18 protein-coding genes and 1 riboswitch are annotated in these 19,376 nt (G+C 34.8%); of the genes, 15 read left to right on the top strand and 3 right to left on the bottom strand.

Features of this window, described 5'->3' with window-relative positions:
- Nucleotides 1–38: 38 nt before the first annotated feature.
- From CRO45_RS16735 to CRO45_RS16720, 4 genes are all read left to right on the top strand, one after another.
- Nucleotides 39–1,781 carry an ABC transporter ATP-binding protein gene (locus CRO45_RS16735; RefSeq protein WP_097150769.1) on the top strand — a complete coding sequence of 581 codons (1,743 nt, stop codon included), beginning with the start codon at nucleotides 39–41 and terminating at the stop codon, nucleotides 1,779–1,781.
- A complete protein-coding gene (locus CRO45_RS16730) occupies nucleotides 1,778–3,613 on the top strand; it encodes an ABC transporter ATP-binding protein (RefSeq protein ID WP_097150768.1) in 1,836 nt (611 codons plus the stop codon). Before CRO45_RS16735 ends, CRO45_RS16730 begins: the two co-directional genes overlap by 4 nt.
- 94 nt (nucleotides 3,614–3,707) lie before the next feature.
- Nucleotides 3,708–4,589, top strand: coding sequence for a GNAT family N-acetyltransferase (locus CRO45_RS16725; protein WP_097150767.1), 882 nt, complete (start codon nucleotides 3,708–3,710; stop codon nucleotides 4,587–4,589).
- Between the two features lie 220 nt (nucleotides 4,590–4,809).
- Entirely contained in the window at nucleotides 4,810–5,730 is a 921-nt protein-coding gene (locus CRO45_RS16720) for a 1,4-dihydroxy-2-naphthoate polyprenyltransferase (RefSeq protein ID WP_097150766.1), read from the top strand.
- Between the two features lie 70 nt (nucleotides 5,731–5,800).
- Here the strand turns inward: CRO45_RS16720 and CRO45_RS16715 are convergent, their stop codons facing one another.
- Entirely contained in the window at nucleotides 5,801–6,301 is a 501-nt protein-coding gene (locus CRO45_RS16715; protein ID WP_097150765.1) for a CarD family transcriptional regulator, read from the bottom strand.
- Between the two features lie 135 nt (nucleotides 6,302–6,436).
- On the opposite strand from CRO45_RS16715, the gene CRO45_RS16710 reads away from it, so the two are divergent.
- Both CRO45_RS16710 and CRO45_RS16705 read left to right on the top strand, forming a co-directional pair.
- A complete protein-coding gene (locus CRO45_RS16710) occupies nucleotides 6,437–6,874 on the top strand; it encodes a MarR family winged helix-turn-helix transcriptional regulator (protein WP_328588647.1) in 438 nt (145 codons plus the stop codon).
- A 136-nt stretch (nucleotides 6,875–7,010) separates the two neighbouring features.
- Nucleotides 7,011–8,021, top strand: a complete 1,011-nt coding sequence (locus tag CRO45_RS16705) for an LLM class flavin-dependent oxidoreductase (RefSeq protein WP_097150764.1) — start codon at nucleotides 7,011–7,013, stop codon at nucleotides 8,019–8,021.
- Between the two features lie 34 nt (nucleotides 8,022–8,055).
- Here CRO45_RS16705 and CRO45_RS16700 read toward each other — a convergent pair whose 3' ends face one another.
- Complete coding sequence (locus CRO45_RS16700) at nucleotides 8,056–8,886, bottom strand: S1C family serine protease (RefSeq protein WP_097150763.1); 831 nt, start codon at nucleotides 8,884–8,886, stop codon at nucleotides 8,056–8,058.
- 223 nt (nucleotides 8,887–9,109) lie between these two features.
- Between CRO45_RS16700 and CRO45_RS16695 the strand changes: the two genes are divergently transcribed.
- The 9 genes from CRO45_RS16695 to CRO45_RS20150 all read left to right on the top strand — a co-directional run bounded on the left by CRO45_RS16695 (nucleotide 9,110) and on the right by CRO45_RS20150 (nucleotide 17,031).
- Nucleotides 9,110–11,359, top strand: coding sequence for a YcdB/YcdC domain-containing protein (locus CRO45_RS16695; RefSeq protein WP_097150762.1), 2,250 nt, complete (start codon nucleotides 9,110–9,112; stop codon nucleotides 11,357–11,359).
- Nucleotides 11,360–11,466: 107 nt separating this feature from the next.
- Nucleotides 11,467–11,564, top strand: a riboswitch (guanidine-I (ykkC/yxkD leader).
- 58 nt (nucleotides 11,565–11,622) lie between these two features.
- On the top strand, nucleotides 11,623–11,982 hold the full coding sequence (locus CRO45_RS16690; protein ID WP_097150761.1) for a DMT family transporter: 360 nt from the start codon (nucleotides 11,623–11,625) through the stop codon (nucleotides 11,980–11,982).
- Nucleotides 11,982–12,299, top strand: a complete 318-nt coding sequence (locus CRO45_RS16685; RefSeq protein WP_097150760.1) for a DMT family transporter — start codon at nucleotides 11,982–11,984, stop codon at nucleotides 12,297–12,299. The genes CRO45_RS16690 and CRO45_RS16685 overlap by 1 nt, the downstream gene beginning before the upstream one ends.
- Nucleotides 12,300–12,364: 65 nt before the next feature.
- Nucleotides 12,365–12,931, top strand: a complete 567-nt coding sequence (gene thpR, locus CRO45_RS16680) for an RNA 2',3'-cyclic phosphodiesterase (RefSeq protein WP_097150759.1) — start codon at nucleotides 12,365–12,367, stop codon at nucleotides 12,929–12,931.
- Nucleotides 12,932–13,202: 271 nt separating this feature from the next.
- Nucleotides 13,203–14,036 carry a phosphate ABC transporter substrate-binding protein gene (locus CRO45_RS16675; protein WP_097150758.1) on the top strand — a complete coding sequence of 278 codons (834 nt, stop codon included), beginning with the start codon at nucleotides 13,203–13,205 and terminating at the stop codon, nucleotides 14,034–14,036.
- A gap of 51 nt (nucleotides 14,037–14,087) precedes the next feature.
- On the top strand, nucleotides 14,088–14,981 hold the full coding sequence (gene pstC / locus CRO45_RS16670; protein ID WP_097150757.1) for a phosphate ABC transporter permease subunit PstC: 894 nt from the start codon (nucleotides 14,088–14,090) through the stop codon (nucleotides 14,979–14,981).
- A 1-nt stretch (nucleotide 14,982) separates the two neighbouring features.
- Nucleotides 14,983–15,807, top strand: a complete 825-nt coding sequence (pstA, locus tag CRO45_RS16665; protein ID WP_097150756.1) for a phosphate ABC transporter permease PstA — start codon at nucleotides 14,983–14,985, stop codon at nucleotides 15,805–15,807.
- 68 nt (nucleotides 15,808–15,875) lie between these two features.
- Nucleotides 15,876–16,643 (top strand): phosphate ABC transporter ATP-binding protein PstB, encoded by a 768-nt coding sequence (pstB, locus tag CRO45_RS16660; protein ID WP_235864640.1) that lies wholly within the window; start codon nucleotides 15,876–15,878, stop codon nucleotides 16,641–16,643.
- 247 nt (nucleotides 16,644–16,890) lie between these two features.
- Nucleotides 16,891–17,031: a hypothetical protein gene (locus tag CRO45_RS20150; RefSeq protein ID WP_170949535.1), complete on the top strand. Its 141-nt coding sequence runs from the start codon at nucleotides 16,891–16,893 to the stop codon at nucleotides 17,029–17,031.
- A 68-nt stretch (nucleotides 17,032–17,099) separates the two neighbouring features.
- Here the strand turns inward: CRO45_RS20150 and helD are convergent, their stop codons facing one another.
- Nucleotides 17,100–19,355, bottom strand: coding sequence for an RNA polymerase recycling motor HelD (helD, locus tag CRO45_RS16655; protein ID WP_097150754.1), 2,256 nt, complete (start codon nucleotides 19,353–19,355; stop codon nucleotides 17,100–17,102).
- Nucleotides 19,356–19,376: the final 21 nt, after the last annotated feature.

The raw sequence follows: 19,376 nt of genomic DNA, 5'->3' as shown, positions 1-19,376 counted from the left end.
AACAAAAGGGGGTTCTTACAGGGGTTTAGGGGGTAGGCATGAAGACAGTATATTCTTACGTAAAACCGTATTGGTTACCAGCATTATTTGCCTTCATCTTAATGCTAACTGAGTTATTCATCGAACTTGTTCAGCCGTTAATTATTGCGAAGATCATTGATGATGGAATTGTTGTTAATGATATCGAAGCTATTAAGAATTGGGGAATTGTTTTAGTCTTTTTAGCAATTGTGGCACTCATTGCGGGAATTATTAACTCTTATTTTGCTGCACACGTTGCTCATAGTTTTGGGTTTGACTTAAGGAATGCTTTATTTAGTAAAATACAAGCATTTACTATGGCGACCTATTTAAAATTTCCTACATCTGGTTTAATTACTCGATTAACCAATGATGTAACTCAAGTTCAAAACGTTTTATTTATGAGTCTTCGAATCTTGGTAAGGGCACCACTTTCCGCGAGTTTAAGCTTGGTAATGGCTTTTATTATCAATCCTAAAATTGCCTTATTTTTATTAATTGGAGCGCCAATTGTAGTTGGATTTTTGTACTTTATGGTGAAAAAGGGAATTACCTATTTTGCACAAGTACAGTGGCGACTTGACCGAGTAAATCGGGTTTTACAAGAGTGTTTGCAAGCGATTCGATTAGTAAAAGCTTATATGCGTAACGAATATGAATCTAGTAGATTTCAACAGGTAGCAAATTCTTTAAAACTTGATACAACTAGGGCACTTCGAATTATGGAATTTATAATGCCTGCATTGTTATTAATTATGAATCTTAGTTTACTAGCCGTTATTTGGTTTGGATCAATTGAAGTAAGTACGGGTAATGCACAAGTAGGTGAGTTAGTTGCAATTATTAACTATGCAATGCGAGTAACAGGAAACTTCTCTATGTTTGCTTTTATTATTATCGCGATTGCACGTGCAAAAGCTTCATCAGACCGAATGAAGGAAGTTCTTTTAGTTGATGGTAATGGTCTTGAAGTTGAAAAATCTGAAAGTGAATTGAAAAATGATAATCTAATAGAAGAAATAGGAACTGTTCGTTTTGAAAAGGTATCATTTACATATCCGAATACAGAGTTACTAGTACTATCAGACATTTCTTTTGAAATTAAGCAAGGAGAAAAACTTGCTATTATGGGTGAAACAGGTTCTGGAAAAACAACATTACTTAATTTACTACCAAGGTTTTATGAGCCTACTTCAGGAAAGATATTTGTAAACGGCCGAAATGTTCTTGACTGGCAATTAGAAGAACTAAGAGCCATGATTGGGTTTGTCCCACAAAAATCATTGTTATTTACAGGCTCCATTCAAGAAAACTTAAAATGGGGAAAACAGGATGCGATATTTTCTGAGGTTCGTTTAGCAGCAGAACAAGCTCAAATCCATGAAACCGTTGAAACATTCCCAAACAAATATGATACACGAGTAGGGCAAAAGGGTGTTAATTTATCTGGTGGTCAAAAACAAAGACTATCGATTGCAAGGGCACTCGTCCGAAAATCGAGAATTTTAGTTTTGGATGATAGTACTAGTGCTCTTGATGTAAAAACTGAGGCTGCTTTATGGGATGCTTTAGAGGAAGAAAACACAACGATGTTCGTAGTAACACAAAAGGTAAGAACAGCAAAAACAATGGATAAAATTCTATTGTTACATGACGGGAAAGTAGAAGCATATGGTACACATGACGAATTGCTTCAAATAAGCGAGCGTTATCGCCAAATTGTCGAATCCCAGCAAGAACAGGTAGGTGAAGAAGGGTGAACTTCATACGAAAACCGTTCGGATATGAACCGATTCTGACAAAAGACGATTTAAAAAGAAAAGTTGAGAAGAAAAAAGGACCGCGGGCTAACGACTGGAAAAGCACGTTGCTAAAGATATGGAAAATTGTCGATGAACAAAGATTTTTACTTATTACCGTGTTCTTTATGGTTGTAATTAGTTCGATTCTATCATTAGTAGGACCTTTGTTAATTGGATATATTATCGATGAATATATATTAAAAAGTCAGTTTCAAAATATGTTGCCAATTGTTCTTACGTTGATTGGTGTATATATTATTTTGTCGATTTCTCTATTTTTACAAAATTTTTGGATGATCGGTATTTCGCAAACAACTATTTATAAAATGAGAACTGGACTTTTTAATCATTTAATGAGATTACCTGTTTCGTTTTTCGACAAACGTCAACATGGTGAGCTGATGAGTCGTGCAACAAATGATATTGAGACAGTAAGTGCAACATTAAACACGTCGTTTATACAAGTATTTTCAAGTTTACTAACTTTAGTTGGTACTGTGATTGTGATGCTTTATTTAAGCCCGTTATTAACGGTTTTGACGATGTTAATCATCCCACTTATGTTTCTTTCAATGCGTTGGATTACAAAAAGGACTGGAAAATTATTCAAAGAACAGCAAGCAGCCGTTGGAGCGTTAAACGGAACGATTGAAGAAACAATTTCTGGGCAAGCAATTGTTAAAGCTTTCTCCCAAGAGAAGCGAGTTATTGAAGAATTCCGTGAGAAGAATGCAAAATTACGCAAAACAGGATTTTGGGCCCTTACTTACTCAGGGTTTATACCAAAAGTTATGAACTTCTTAAATAATATAAGTTTTACGATTGTCGCTGGTATTGGAGGGATTTTAGCTTTTCATGGTCATGTATCAATTGGTGTAATTGTTATTTTCACTGAATATGCACGACAATTTACACGTCCTTTAAATGACTTAGCTAACCAGATTAATACGGTTCTATCAGCAATTGCCGGGGCAGAACGAGTTTTTTCAATTATGGATGAAACGAAAGAAGTAGATGATGGGAAACTATCAGAAGATACACGTTTGAAAGGTGAAGTTGAGTTTAAAGATGTTCACTTTAAATATGAACTAAGTGAAGATCAAGAAACGTTAAAAGGTGTAAGCTTCCACGTAAAACCAGGTCAAACAGTAGCTTTAGTAGGTGCGACAGGTGCTGGGAAAACAACAATTATGCAATTAATCGCACGCTTTTATGACGTAGGTGAAGGTCAAATTTTATTTGATGGAAAAGATGTTCGAGAACTGAAACGGGAAACCTTACGTAGTCAAATGGCGTTTGTATTACAAGATCCGCTTTTATTTGAGGATTCTGTATATGAAAATATTCGCTATGGAAAATTAGATGCAACTGATGAAGAGATTATAGAAGCTTGTAAAAAGGCAAATGCCCATGAGTTTATTATGAAGTTGCCAAAAGGGTATGACACGATACTTGCTAGTGATGGTAGTGAAATTTCCCACGGGCAAAAGCAACTTCTATCTATTGCACGAGCACTCGTAGCAAATCCTGTAATTCTTCTATTAGATGAAGCTACTAGTAGTATTGATACTGTAACAGAAGTGAAAATACAAGAAGCTTTAGAGTTATTAATGGAAGGAAGAACAAGTTTTGTCATCGCACACCGTTTAAATACAATTAGACATGCCGATCTTGTATTTGTTATGCATGAAGGGCAACTAGTCGAATCTGGTACACAACAAGAGTTGATTAATTTAAATGGTATCTATGCTAAAATGTTGGAACAAACAGATGTTTTAGGGAATAAGTGAATTTAATAGTAAACAACACAAAAATTCGTGGTTGCACTCCATTCTATGTAACTCTAAAATGATAGAGAATATACAAAAGAATTGGAGTATAATCATGAATTTTTCTATTATAACGGCATCTTTCCCGATTGATGCTGAGACGTTTGAAGAGATTAAAACATTATGTGATGAAGCAGGAAATGTAGATAGAGTTAGTTATTCTTCCCTGTTAAATTTACATGAGTGTAGAGAGTTATATAGTAAAGGTTTTTTCGTTTTAGCTTATGATGATGGGCTAGACAAATTAGTAGGGGTTGCTAGTGCTAGTGATATTATGGGGTTAAATACATACGAATGGTCAATGGTTGTAAGTCCAATGTATCGTCAAATTGGTATTGGAACTGCCATTTTCAAAGTGTTACATGAAGGTTTATATGATCGTGGTGCAGAAGGTGAACTTGCCCTTGCTCATGAGAATAGTACATATGGAAGAACATTTTTAGAACGTTTCGGTTTTCGTTATAGTTTTTCTGAAGCAACCTTTGAGGCCAAAGCATCTGTAATTGATTTAGAAGATCATATCTCTATTCGACAATATACAGAGGATGACCAAAATGCATTAATTCAAATTTTTGGTGACGCTTTTGGTGATTTCCGTGACGAATCAATTGATTTAATTGAGTACAATACAGCAACTGAAGGAAGTGTTGTTTGGGTTGCTGAAATGGATGAGGAAGTCGTTGGAACGATGACAACGACAAAAGAAGGCGAAGTGCAAAAGATTACAGCATTAGCTGTTCATCCAGATATGCAAGGAAAAGGGATTGGAACAGCGTTATTAAACTGGTCAAAACATTTTTCTTTAAGAAACGGCGAAAGATTTGTCATGTTAGATGTAGAGTTAGAGAACGAACGAGCTCTATCTGTTTATGAAAAAGCAGGGTTTCAAAAATGTATGCAAGTAGATTATTTTGTCTATAGTAGTAAACGAGATTAAACAAAAACGAAAAGCCTACAAATCATTCTGGTTCGTAGGCTTTTTTACATGTATACGAAGATTAATAAATTGGGATTTCGACAATTTAAGTGGATAATCTTTCATTCTCGCACTTATGAAAGAATTTGTTATAATGGATAGATGGAAAGACTCATCAAACAATATGTAGATGAAAATTATAGTAGTTACAAATATTATTATAGGGAAGTTGAATCGATCAATGGAAGCAATTCAAAAGGAAATTAGCCCTGCAAAACTAATGTGGAAGATGACACGACCACATACATTAACTGCAACTTTTGCACCAGTAATATTAGGTACGGTAATTGCGTTATATGATACAACAATTAATTGGTTGCTGTTTGTTGCGATGATGGTTGCCTGTCTAGCATTACAAATAGCGACAAATTTATTTAATGAATATTATGATTTCAAACGTGGTTTAGATACAGCAGAATCTGTCGGCATAGGCGGAGGAATTGTTCGACACGGTTTGAAACCGAAAAACGTACTGACAGTCGCAATTTTGCTATATATATTTGCAGCAATCATTGGTGTTTACATATGTGCGAGCAGTAGTTGGTGGTTAGTGGTCGTTGGATTATTTGGTATGGCAATAGGCTATTTATATACAGGAGGTCCACTTCCAATAGCATATACACCATTTGGCGAATTATTTGCTGGTGCATTAATGGGATCGGGCTTTGTATTAATTTCATATTTTATCCAAACAGGTACAGTAACGTTGTTAAGTTTTATGATTTCTATCCCAGCGATGATATTAGTTGGGGCTATTAACATGTCTAATAATATTCGCGATATAGAAGAGGATACGAAAGGTGGAAGAAAGACGCTTGCCATTTTATTAGGTAGAGATGCTGCTGTGATGGCATTGGCGAATGCATTTTTCATTTCGTATTTATGGATTATTATTTTAATCGTGATAGGGGATTTAAGTGCTTGGGCATTAGTAGTTTTATTAAGTTTACCAAAGCCAATTTCGGCAATTAAAGCATTCCGAAACGGTGTAAAAGAACCTGCACTTATGCGAACTGCCATGAAATCAACTGCCTTAACAAATACACTTTTTAGTTTTTTATTGTCTATTGGATTATTTATTAACTATTTTATAAACGTATAAAAAAAGAAGTAATCTTTTCCTCTATGTTGAGGGTAAGATTACTTCTTTTTTATATTCTGTCATTCTATATTTAGATTTGTTGTTTCAAACATTCTACAACTCGATTATAAATATCATCACTAGTCGTTTCTAATGAAAGTGCGAGTTCCGAGAATAATATATTTTGTATAGATGTTAATAGCTTCATATCTTGTGAACTTAACTTTTTTTCGAACAGTTGTAGTTCATGTTGTTTAACCATTAAAGTGTTAACTATTTTGGCAATCTCGTATCGATCTCCATGTTTAATAGCTTCAGAGTAAATATGAATGCGATGATTATTTTTTTCAATCCAGTCTACACCGGGGTGTTCGAAGGAATCAATAATCTTTTGAGCAGTTGCTTTATTAACAACATCTTGTAAATTTATTTTATCGCTATGAATTGGAACATTAATAACAAGTTGAGCATTATTAATAGGATGCATTACATAATAGGTTTTAGTTTGGTTCGAAAAGTTTTTTTCAGTTATATCGTCAATTTCACAAATGCCATGGGAAGAATACATGATTAAATCCCCAACACTATACATACAGTCGCCACCTATTCGGGTATTTTCGTCAACTAAGTTTACAATATAAGTGTAACATGGAATTGTCAAAATGTCAATTTGGTTGACAAAGAATGGACGCTCTTCTATAGTAATATTGAAAATTTAGTAGAAGAGGTGCTCATTTTGAGTAAACATCTAAATAGTCTTGGTCTAGTTAACTTAATAATTGAGAAAAACGATTATGTACGTCATATGATTGAAAGTATGTGGGAAGAACAGAGTGATATAAAAATTTCACAAACTGAATGGTATATCATGCATAAAATCTATGGCCAGAAACCAACCATATCAGATGTTTCAAAAAATGTGACTATTACAAGACAAGCAACTCACAAAAATATTAAAAGTCTACAAGCAAAAGGGTTAGTAGAAATAAGTAATTCTGAACATAGTAAGAGAGATAAATGCATAAGTTTAACCCAACTAGGGGTACAATGCTGCGATAAACATACAGAGTTAAAGTCCAACTTAGAAAATAAAATTGCTCAAGTAATTGGTGAGGAACAATTAATTATTTTGAAAAATATTTTAAAGTTAAATTGGGATATATAAATTTTTTTTGCGAGAAGGATAATGGGTCCTCTCGCTTAGATAAGCCTAGAAAGTGGATATATTAATACATTGTTCGTTACAATTGAAATAATTAAGTTAGTATAATTGAAAAACTGACAAAGGGGGAGTTCAATTGATGCGATTAAGCGTATTAGATCAAGCACCAATCACTAAAGGAAATACAGCACAGGACGCATTAGCAAAAGCAGTTGAGCTTGCTATTGTTACTGAAGAACTAGGTTATGAACGAATTTGGATGGCAGAACATCATAGTACACAAGGTTATGCAAGTTCAGCACCTGAAATAACTGCTGCGTATATCGCAGCAAAAACAAATCGTATCCGTGTTGGTACTGGTGGGACGATGATTATGCACTATTCACCATATAAAGTGGCTGAAAACTTTAAAACGTTAAGTGCCCTTGCACCAGGACGTATTGATTTTGGTATTGGACGTGCACCAGGTGGAGATCAGTATGCAATGTATGCCTTATCCGATGGACGAAGACCGGAAGTTGAAAATATTTATGAGAAGATTGATGCTGCATTAGCATTTATAAATGAGGAAATTCCGGATAACCCTTATTATAGAAGAGTTACAGCTTCACCAAATAATGTTCCGTTACCTGAAGCTTGGATATTAGGTTCAAGTGGAAACAGTGCAATAGAAACTGGTAGAAGAGGAGTCGGCTATTCTTACGCGCAATTTTTCAATGGCTACATGAACAAGGGCGTTTTTGATGCTTACCGAGATAGTTTTGTGCCATCAGCCTTTATGGAAAAGCCGGAAATTATAGTTTCTTATTTTGTTACAGTAGGCGAGACCAAAGAAGAAGCAGAATATGAGGCAAAACCAGCAAATATCTCGCGAATGTTATTTATGCGCGGCCAAGTCAACCCACCACGCCTTACCCCTGAAGAAGCAAAAGATTATCCGTTAACAGAAATGGATAAGATGTGGCTTGAAGAAAATCGTAAGTTGAATATTGTAGGTACTGCAAAAGAAGTAGGGGATTATTTAAGACAAGAGCAAGAACTATATGGCTTTGATGAAGCGATGATTTGTACAATTCCCCATTCGCAAGAAATGCGTTTAAAAGTATATCGTTTGCTTGCGGAAGAATTTAAACTAAATAAAAATGAATGAACAAAAAAGTGCGTCCTTTATTTCGACGCACTTTTTATTTGATGTTTTTAAGTTTTTCATTCACCAATTCAATCGGAATAAACAGTCCTACATTTCCATGTTCTTTATCATCCAACGTTGCAAACACTACGCCAATAACATACCCACTCATATCAATGACAGGACTGCCACTGTTTCCTTTGTAGACGGGTGCATCCATCATATAGACGTCCTCTTCCCAATCCGAAAGACTCTTTGTCCCAAGTATTTGTCCTTCATTTGCAATACCTGAAAAGAAGAGAGGGTTACCGATAAAATAAACAGCCTCCCTAAATGTGAATTCATAGTTTTTAGCCAAATCTAAAGTGGGTAGGTCAGTTCCTTCTACTTGTAAAAAGGCAATATCAATCTCCGGATAACTTTCAATTACTTCAGCTTCATAAATACCGTCCTCAGGAAAATAGACAGTTAGAGATAATGCATCTTCGATAACATGAGCATTCGTTACAATTAGGCCATCATCTGAAATTGAAAAGCCTGTCCCTTTACTTTCATGTGTTGAGATTTGTACGACGGACTTTTTATATGTTTGAATATTACTTTGGAATGACAGTGAAGTCGATTTCTTTAAAAATTCTACGGCTGGAATAGAGAATATTTCAAAGAATATAGCAAACGTACTAAAGGTAAGCATAATGGCGATGAGCCATGCGATAAACCTTGCAAAAGGCGGTTGACGTTTTCGTTTTATTTGTTTACCTTCAAGGCGATCTAAACGTTCTAGTCGTTGCTTTTCTAGCGCTTCTGCTTGTGCTTCAAGAACAAGTTCTATTAACTCTTCTTCGCTAATAGGATCTTGTTCAGGTTGTTCCTTTTCTTTAGCCATATCAACACCTCCAGCAAACCTTTCTTCTATCATAACGGACCTTTGGTTTCTTTTAAAATGATAGATTTTCAATGTAGTTCTTATTCATTATAGGAAAAACCAATTATTAACAAAATAGTATATATTTTTACGTTATTATGGAAAACTTTTCTATTATTTGTTCTACTATTCTAAGTTTTTAGTATATAATTGGTTTGATTGCAAATTATTGGGAGGGAATGTTTTGAAACTTATAAAAAAACTAGGGGTCATAACTTTGTCTACTGGTCTAACAATAGGGATATTAGCACCAGGTGCAAGCGCTACATCGTTAGGAAATATTCAACAGAATGATGTACAAATTCAAGTTTCTCAAGTTGATAGTGTTGTTACAAAAAGTGATTTGATTAAAAGATTTAAAGAATTTTTCCCAAATCAATTTGATTTCTTAGATGATAGTGATTTTCATATGTGGACTGGTAGAAGCTATCCTGATGAAGAAGATACAATTCGATATGACCTTAGCTTCGATAAATCAGTAAATGGTAACTTTGTTTATGGTGGTGCAAGCTTTGTAGGAGATGACTTAGAAATTGTAAATTTCCACTACCGTTCAGATAACGCGGTAGATGCATTATTCCCTGCAAAAGTTTCGAAAGAAGAAGCAAAACAAGTAGCTCTTTCATTTATAAGTAAGTTTCCGGAAAGTAGCGAATATAAATTACAACCAGATAATTTCAACTACTATCCTAGTCAACTTCTAACTGAACCTTTCCGCTATTCATTTACTTTTGTTCGTTTGAAAGATAATGTACCTATTTCAGATCAGCAGATTCAAGTAACTGTACTTGGTAACGGGGAAGTTAGTGAATTTTATCGTTATTCAAATAGTACTGGAAGTAAAACTTATGATGATGTAACAAAGGTATTGCCAGAACAAGATATGTTAACAAAGATTAAAGAAAATCTATCAATTGATTTACAGTATAGTATTGATGTTGACTATGAAACAGGAGCTAGTGGTGTAAAGCTCGTTTATGCACCAAATAGTAGTGTATACGGTATTCATGCTCTTACGGGAGATTGGTATAAGTTGTATGAATTTTCACCACAAGTACCGAAGAAAAATGAAATTCAACCTATTGTTACACAAGCATTACCACCTAAAAATCCAAATATCACTATAGAAGAAGCAAAAGCTTTAGCTGAAGAGCTGCTCGCAGTTGATTCTGAAGATTTTAAACTAAGAATTGAATCTATTGATGAGGTAAATGACTATAATGGTCAAGACGTAATCAATATAAATTATATGTATGAATATAAAAATGGTGGAACAGGGACGAATTTAGTTCTTGATAAACGTACAGGTGAAATCATTCAGTATACGGATATTAGAAATCATTTATCCCGTGATTTGGGTATTGATGAAATTGAAGATGAGAAAAATGAAAATGTCAAACTACTTTCCGAAGAGGAAGCATTGAGTCACGCATTGGAGTATTTAAAAGAGTACGCACCATCTTATCTTCATAACTATTCTATGCCAATTGTAGAAAATATTTTTAACGAAGATAGAGGAACATATAGTTTTGCCTTTCCAAGAATTGTGAACGGTCTTGTAGTTAGTGGAAATTATATTTCATTAAGTGTATCTTCTGAAGATGGCTCATTACTTGATTTCAATGTGAGTTTTACAGATATTAAGAACTGGCCATCTGTAGATAAGGTCATTTCTAAAGAAAAAGCGACTGAGAAATACTTTGAAAACTTTAAGTTAGATCTTAACTATACGAATTTATGGTCAAGCAAAAATAAGGATCACTACTATCTTGTGTATACTCCATTATTCAATGATTCACGATTTAACTCATTAGATGCAAACAATGGTGAGTGGATCGATTCAGTAAAGAGTAAGCCGGAAGTAATCGCTCCAGATTGGGCAGAAAATGAACTTAAATATATGATTGAGTCTGGAATTATCAACGCTGGTGATGCGAAGACTTTTGATGGAAATGCAAAGGTTACAAAAGGTAGTGCCATTGAAGTAATCATCAAATCGATGTCACATACTTATTTCGGTTACCCATATGGAGAAAGAAATAAGTCCCACTCCTTTGATAATATAAAACCGGATCATCGATTATACCAAGTTGTTGAGCGCGCGGTTTCAAATGGTATTCTTAAAAAAGACAACAATACGTTTAATCTGGATGAGAGTCTTACAAGAGAAGAATTAGCAGTTTGGTATATTCGTACATTAGGACTTGAGGAAGCTGCAAAGAGCCAAGGAATTTATCAGCTGAACTTTGATGATGCAGAAGATGTAAGTCAAGAAAACGTTGGATATGTTGCGTTAGCACATTCATTAGGATTAATTACAACTGAGAATAATAAATTTAATCCAAAACAAGAAGTATCCTATGCAGATTTAGCTGTTTCCACAGTTCGTTTAGCACACGAGGTATATAAAAAGGGAATCCATATTAGATACTAATAAAAAATCCGCCCACAGAGGGCGGATTTTTTCCGTTCATTCAAAAAACCTCAATAAAATATTGAAATCTTTCATGAACTGTGAAATAATATGAACCAATTGAAAAGTGAAAAGTTTTCTAGGGTTCCGCTCATATTGAGGTCAGGTCCGAGAGAAAACGCACGTATACATACGTGTAACACGGAAGGACAAAAGCCTGGGAGATACTATTTATAGTAATCTCTTTGGCTTTTTTTGTTTCGTAAAAATAGGAGGGAACAAACATGAACAAACACTGGATTAAACTGCTAATTGCGGTCGTTTTAGAAGTAATTTGGGTGATTGGTCTAGCTCATTCATATGACGTTTGGACCTGGTCTGGAACGATTATAGCAATTCTTTTATGTAATTACTTTTTAATTACAGCTACAGAATATCTTCCAACTGGAACTGCCTATGCCGTTTTTGTTGGGTTAGGGTCAGCGGGGGCTGTCATTTCAGAAATTGTAATTTTTGGAGAACCAATTCATCTAATGAAAATTCTTTTCATTATCCTTTTACTTATTGGGGTAATTGGTTTGAAATTAGTAACTGATCAGGAAGAGAAGAAGGAGAAAGAAAAAGTTGAGGAGGTTAACGAATAATGGCTTGGATTGCATTAATTTTTGCTGGATTATTTGAAACATTTTTTGTTGCGATGATGAATCAGTATAGCGTTAATCGAAACTGGAAACCCCTTGCATTCATGCAATTAGGATTTGGAATCAGCTTATACTTACTTCAATACGCAATGCAAACAATTCCAATGGGAACAGCTTATGCAATTTGGACTGGAATTGGGGTTGTAGGTGGAACATTTGTAGGAATGCTTTTATATGGAGAGTCTAAAAGTTGGAAAAGAATCTTATTCATTGCACTAATTCTTATTTCTGCAATTGGCCTAAAATTAGTGAGTGGATAATTTGGTCGAATGATGTAAAAGATGTTAGTAGTTCATTGTATGTACTTTAGTAAAGGGATGACGTTATGACAGATAATAAACACCATTACTTCTTTGCAATTAAGTTACCAAATGAAGTGAAAACTTTCTTGAATCGTTGGGTGCAAATGCATAATACACAATATCCATTTAAAAGATGGGTTCACCCGGAAGATTATCATATTACATTAGCTTTTTTAGGCTTTGTAGAAAAGAATCTGTTAGAAAAAGTACAAAACCAAGTTGGAGATATGCTTAAACATGAAGATTCTTTTGACCTTACCCTTGATGAAATAGGAACTTTCGGATCTAAAAAGTCCCCAAGAATATTTTGGGCGGGTGTAAAAGAATCAGAAGAATTAAATCTGTTGCAAAAAAAGATCTTTAAAATTTGCTTAGAATCTAATTTGAATTTAGATAAAAAACCATTTAATCCACATATCACTTTGGCGAGAAAATGGGAATCAAATCAAGTATTCCCTAGTGAAAAAATGCCTTTACTAAAAAATAGTGAGGATGGGGATTTTTCATTTACAGTAAGTGAAATTGCATTATACGAGACGCATCTCAATCGAACTCCTAAATATAAGGAATATGCACTTTACACATTTTAAAAAGTTAATAATATCAACTAAATCTAGGGTGCCTCAGAAGTATGTATTTAAGCTTCTGAGGCACCCTTTTAATATTAGATTTTTTAAGATGATAGAGTGATTGTAAAACTATACAAATATTTACATAAATTTATCCAATATTCAACAGTTTTTACAGCTGATTTACTACCAATTAATAAATTTACAAAACCTTTACAAAAAAGCGGTAGTAAATTTACACGTCAAATTTATTCTAGAGTAGGCTAATTGATGTTTCGGAGGTTTAATAGTGATGTTAAAAAAATTTAAAACGTTTGGATTAGTAGTAATTCCATTAACTATTTTATTATCAGCTTGTACTCCATCAAATGATAGTGAATCGTCAAATGGAGGTAATTATACACTTGCAATTTCAGGTTCAACGTCAGTAGGGCCATTAGCTGAGAAATTGGCAGCCAAATACGAAGAAAATGCAGATATTAATATAGAAATTAACCAAATTGGTTCATCTGCAGGAATTACGAATGCCACAAATGGTGTATCAGAAATCGGGATGGCATCACGTGATTTAAAAGAAGAGGAAATAGCAAACGGCTTAACGGACCAAATCATTGCTTATGACGGTATCGTGGTGGTTGCTCATCCGAGTAATAAAGTAGATGATCTTACAATTGAACAAGTAAAGCAAATTTTCACTGGTGAAGTAACAAATTGGAAAGAGCTTGGCGGAGAAGATATGGAGATCGTCGTTGTGTCCCGAGAAGACGGGTCGGGTTCACGTGATGCATTCCAAGAAATTGTTGGATACTCATCAGGAGAACTTATTAGAAATTCTATTGTAGCAAGTGGAAACGGAAATATTAAAACGACTGTAGCAACAAATAAACATGCAGTTGGATTTATTTCCTTTGAATATATTGATGAATCTATCTCACCTATAAAAATAAATGGGGTAGAAGCTAAAGCGGAAAATGTTTTGAACGGCACATATAAATTATCTAGACCTTTCTTATTCGTTTATAAAGACGAAAACCTAAGTGAAAAAGGTCAACAATTCATCGATTTTATTTTAAGTTCAGAGGGACAAAAAGTTGCGTTGGAATCAGGCGTAATCCCTATTAAGTAAACGAAATTTATCTAGCAAGTGATATATATAGCAATTTTGGAGGAATGAAGAATGGCTAGGCCACCTGTTGAAAAGGCGAATAAAAGAAAATATATGCTAGAGAAGTTATCAGGTAGAGTGTTTCTATTCTGCGCTCTTCTGTCGGTTATTAGTCTATTGTTAATCATTGGATTTGTATTCTTTAAAGGGATTAATCCATTTGTAGCGGAAGGATATAGTTTTATTAACTTCCTTTTTGGAGATGATTGGGTACCAAGTGAAGATCAATTTGGGATATTCCCAATGATTGTCGCATCAATTTATGCAACAATTGGTGCACTAATTATAGGGGTTCCGATTGGTTTGTTTACCGCAATCTTTTTAGCTGAAATTGCCCCTAAAAAAGTAGCAAAAATAATTTCACCTGCTGTTCAGTTACTTGCAGGTATTCCATCTGTTTTATATGGTGTGTTCGGGTTAGCGGTAATTGTACCATTTTTACAAAACAATCTAGGCCTAGCAAAAGGGCAAAGCTTAATTGCGGTTATTCTGGTCCTTGCTATTATGATGTTACCAACTGTAGTGACAGTTTCAGAAACGGCTATAAGAGCAGTTCCTAAAAGTTATCGTGAAGGTTCATTAGCTCTTGGGGTATCACATATTGGAACAATTTTTAGAGTAGTTGTACCAGCTGCAAAATCAGGAATACTAACTGCAGTGGTGTTAGGAATGGGTAGAGCTATTGGAGAAACAATGGCAGTAATTTTAGTGGCTGGAAACAGTCTTATTGTTCCTACAAGTTTAACGGACAGTGTACGTCCATTAACGACAAACATTGCGTTAGAAATGGGATACGCTGCAGGTGTACACCAAGAAATGTTATTTGCAACAGGTATTGTGTTATTCTCATTCATTTTAATTTTAAACTTTGTATTAGCGAAGATTAGTGCGAAAGGTGGTAATTAAGTTGAGAAGCTTTAAAGATAATGTATTGCGTGGCCTATTATGGTTAGCAGCTCTCTTAACAATTGCTATCCTAGTCACAATTGTTGGTTATATATTTTATAAAGGAATTGGGTTAATTAGTTTTGATTTTATCTTTGGTGATTATTCTCCTACTGGTGGTGGTGGAATTTGGCCAATGATAGTAACAACTATTTACACAATTGTTATTTCTTTAGTTATTGCTACACCTATCGGGATTTTAGCAGCCGTTTATTTGCAAGAGTATGCAAAACAAGGGCGACTAGTAAGAATGATCCGTTTTGCGACGGAAAGTTTAACTGGTATTCCATCCATTATTTACGGATTATTTGGTGCGGTATTCTTTGTAACGACATTAAAGCTAGGGATGTCTATTATAGCAGCCTCATTAACTCTAACAATCATTATCCTGCCGGTGATTATTCGTACAACAGAGGAATCGTTAAAAACAGTACCAAGAAGTTATCGTGAAGGATCTTTAGCTTTAGGAAATACTAAGCTTCAAACGTTATATAAAGTCATTTTACCAAGTGCAATGCCTGGTATTTTAGCAGGTATTATTTTATCGATTGGGCGAATTGTCGGTGAATCTGCAGCGATCTTTTTAACAGCTGGTACGGTAGCAGCGTTGCCTGAAAGTATTTTTTCATCTGCACGAACGTTAACAGTTCATTCCTACTTAGTAACTCAAGAAGCTGGTGACATTGAGTTGGCAGCTGCGATCGGGATTGTGCTAATTGTGATTATTTTAATTTTAAACCTTTTAGCAACGCTTCTATCGAAAATTTTAAATAAGGCTGATTATTAAAGGGGTGAATGGTTATGACTACATTATTAAGCAAACACAACAAAAAAGTGAAGGAAGATCTACAACAAATGACTGAATCAAATGGAAAAACAAAAATTAGCGTAAGAGACTTGAATCTTTTTTATGGAGAAAAACAGGCACTCTATTCGTTATCATTAGATATTCAGGAAAAAGAAGTGACAGCATTAATCGGTCCTTCTGGTTGCGGTAAATCAACTTTTTTACGTACATTAAATCGAATGAATGACTTAATTGATGGTGTAAATATAACTGGAGATATTACCATTGATAATGAAAATATATACCAGTCTACAGACGTTATTAAACTACGAACAAAAGTCGGAATGGTATTCCAAAAGGCGAATCTGTTTCCCATGAGTATTTATGATAATGTCGCATATGGACCTAGAGGCCAAGGCATTAAGAGTAAAAAAGAATTGGATAAAATCGTTGAAGAAAGTTTACGTGGCGCTGCCATTTGGGATGAAGTAAAGGATCGTTTAAAAACTTCAGCACTTGGATTATCTGGTGGGCAACAACAACGTATTTGTATTGCACGAGCGATTGCGATGAAGCCAGAGATTATTTTAATGGATGAACCTACTTCTGCATTAGACCCAATTTCGACTTTAAAAGTAGAAGAATTGATTGCAGATATGAAAAAGGATTATACGATTGTTATCGTGACACATAACATGCAACAAGCAGCACGTGTATCAGATAAAACTGCCTTTTTCTTAAATGGAGAAGTTGTAGAATTTGATACGACAGATAAAATTTTCTCAGTACCGAAAGACCAACGAACGGAAGATTATATTACAGGTCGATTTGGATAAAAATAAAGTCCTGATTCTAATTACAGAATCAGGACTTTATTTTTTAGTGATGAAAGAAAGGTCATCCCACGGGTAAACAAACTGTAAAGAAGGCAATAGTAACTTAGGTAATAATGAGAATATAGTTAAATCTTGTACGTTTTAGAGGGGATAGTACGAAAAATTTGTCGTTATTAAAAGAAATATAAAACCGATGGAATATTTTACTTATTGTAGCAATATAATATATGTAAAGGAGGAATATATTATGAGAATGCCTGCATTGCCACAATCAAAAATGGAAGTTGAAAAGAAAGAGAAAAGATCATTTTTTCAATCCATACGCACATTTTTTTCAAAAAAATTTACTAGAAAACAAAAAACAATTCGTATACCTCCAAGAGAGTAAAGCTGTTCTATGTAAAGTCAATAGAACAGCTTTTTTTTATTAGGTAGGTTTCGAACATTTTTAGTTTTTTACAACAAGAATGTTTCCTCACTAGGTCCCACTAAATACAATTCATGCATTGCCCTTGTTAATGCCACGTACAAAAGTTTCCGATCGATTGGAGTATCATTATACGGGAACGAGAAAGCTGCGACTATTACCGCATCAAACTCTAATCCTTTCGCCAAATGACTTGGTAATATGAGAAGTTTCGCTTGGCCAAGTTCCGATGATTCAGTTAATAGTTCAACGTCTAATCCGTTCTGAAGTAAACTTTCCGCAAAATAGGCTGCTTCATCGGACGTCTTGCAAATGAGTGCTACTGAACGATGGCCATTACTCTTAATGGCATCATAAATATCGCGAATTTGTATTGGGTTAAATTTCACACTTTGAACAAAGGTAGGCGGATTTCCGTGTCGTACTACTGGCTCAACTAATGGCAAGTTTTCGTCCATTTTTGATAATACTTTATTCGCCACTTCCATAATTTCAATTGTCGTCCGGTAGCTTTTTTGCAATGTGAAATAGTTTGCTCGTGGGAATAACTTTAATACTGAGTCCCATTCAGTGAGTGAACGATAGCTATGAATACCTTGTGCCAAGTCACCAACCATGGTAAACATATCTGTTTCTAGACCAGCCTTTAATGCAGCTAGTTGGAACAAGCTGTAATCCTGAACTTCATCGATGAATACAACCTTCATTTTCCATTCATCTTTAATTCCTTTAATTTTCGCCTGCAAATAAAAGATAGCCGCTAAATCCTCTAATGCCCATCTTTCTTTAGCGTGAACACGAATAAATTGTTCTTGCTCTTCGAATGTCCATTCTGGAGTGAGTTCACGTAGTAGCATTCGGTCTGTTAAAAATTCACGGTACATTGTTTTAATTTTTGCCTTTTCAAATCGACGCATGTAGTTAGTAACAGTAGATTTTATTTCTTCCTTTATTTTCGGAATACGTGCATCACGTTCATCGATGAATCGGGTCACATTGCGTTTTCGTTTTTCAGGATCTCGGAATCCATTCAACGCTTTACCGATCATTTCTTCATAACGTGAATTTAAAGAAGTAAGAACTGCTTTCGATTTTCTTTTAACCTCGGTTTGAACAATCTTCTTAATTCGTTCAAGACGTTTTTCAATTGGCATGTAAGCAAATTCTTCTAAAAATAGCTTTTTTAAATGACTACCACGCATAATTCTGTACTTTTCAATAAAAACATCTTCATCAAAGTAAGAAGCAAGTGTTCGTTCATGACGTTTTATTAAACGATCTAATATTTCCTTATATTGCATGGACCCCTTTACTTTAGGAATGTTAAAAGGGGGGAGGGGGGTATTATCTTCAATGATTTGTTCTAACAATTCATTTGGGTTCTGTAGTTTTAGTTTTATTCCCGTTGCTTTTTGTACATAATCCGCATAGGTCGTTTGACAAATTCGGTCTACACCAAGCTCAGGTAAAACTTCACCTATATACTCTATAAACAAATTATTTGGTGCTAAAATCATTAAATGTTCAGGGTTGAAGTGTTCACCCATTGTATATAGAAAATAGGAAATACGGTGGAGAGCAATGGTTGTTTTACCACTTCCAGCTGCCCCTTGTACTAGTATTGGTTGGCGCAAGAGTGCTCGGATAATTTCATTTTGTTCTGCTTGAATGGTTGCGACAATTTCTGTTAGTCGAACATCCGCTTTACCTGAGAGTGCCTCTTGAAGTAATTCATCGTTTGTTGTTAAATCCACATCTTGAAAACTTAGAAGCTCTCCATCTTCAATCTTGTATTGTCGTTTGGAGTATAGGTGACCAGAATATTCCTCATCCCGTACACGGTAAGTTACATCTCCCAGTCGACCGTCGTAGTAAACGTTGGCAACGGGTGAACGCCAATCTACGATAATCGGCTCAAAGGTTTCACTATGAATAAGTGATGTTTTTCCTATATATAATAATTCTTCAGCTTCGTCTGGGCGTTGGAAATGGATACGGGCAAAATAAGGCTTTTGTCTAACGGCTTCTAAACTTTCCTTTTGTGTTCGGGCTAGTTCAAAAAAACGAGAGTTCGTCAAAATGTTAATGAAGCTATCACTGGAGTCTAAATATTCAACGTTTGCCATAGATTCTTTAATTTTCGAGTTCGCTGACAATAGATTTTCTTGAGATTTCCTCAAGATGTCTTCCATATATTTTCTTGTGTAGTCGAGTCGCTCAACTTCTTTTTGAAAATCTGGGTGAACAGTAATTGAATCGTTAGCATTTTGTTTTGTCTCAGTCATATACGAATCCTCCTATCTTAA

The sequence above is a fragment of the Ureibacillus acetophenoni genome (assembly GCF_900220965.1).
GTDB lineage: Bacteria > Bacillota > Bacilli > Bacillales_A > Planococcaceae > Ureibacillus > Ureibacillus acetophenoni.
The sequence above is the reverse complement of the archived record's forward strand: the minus strand, read 5'-3'. Positions and strand labels throughout refer to the sequence as shown.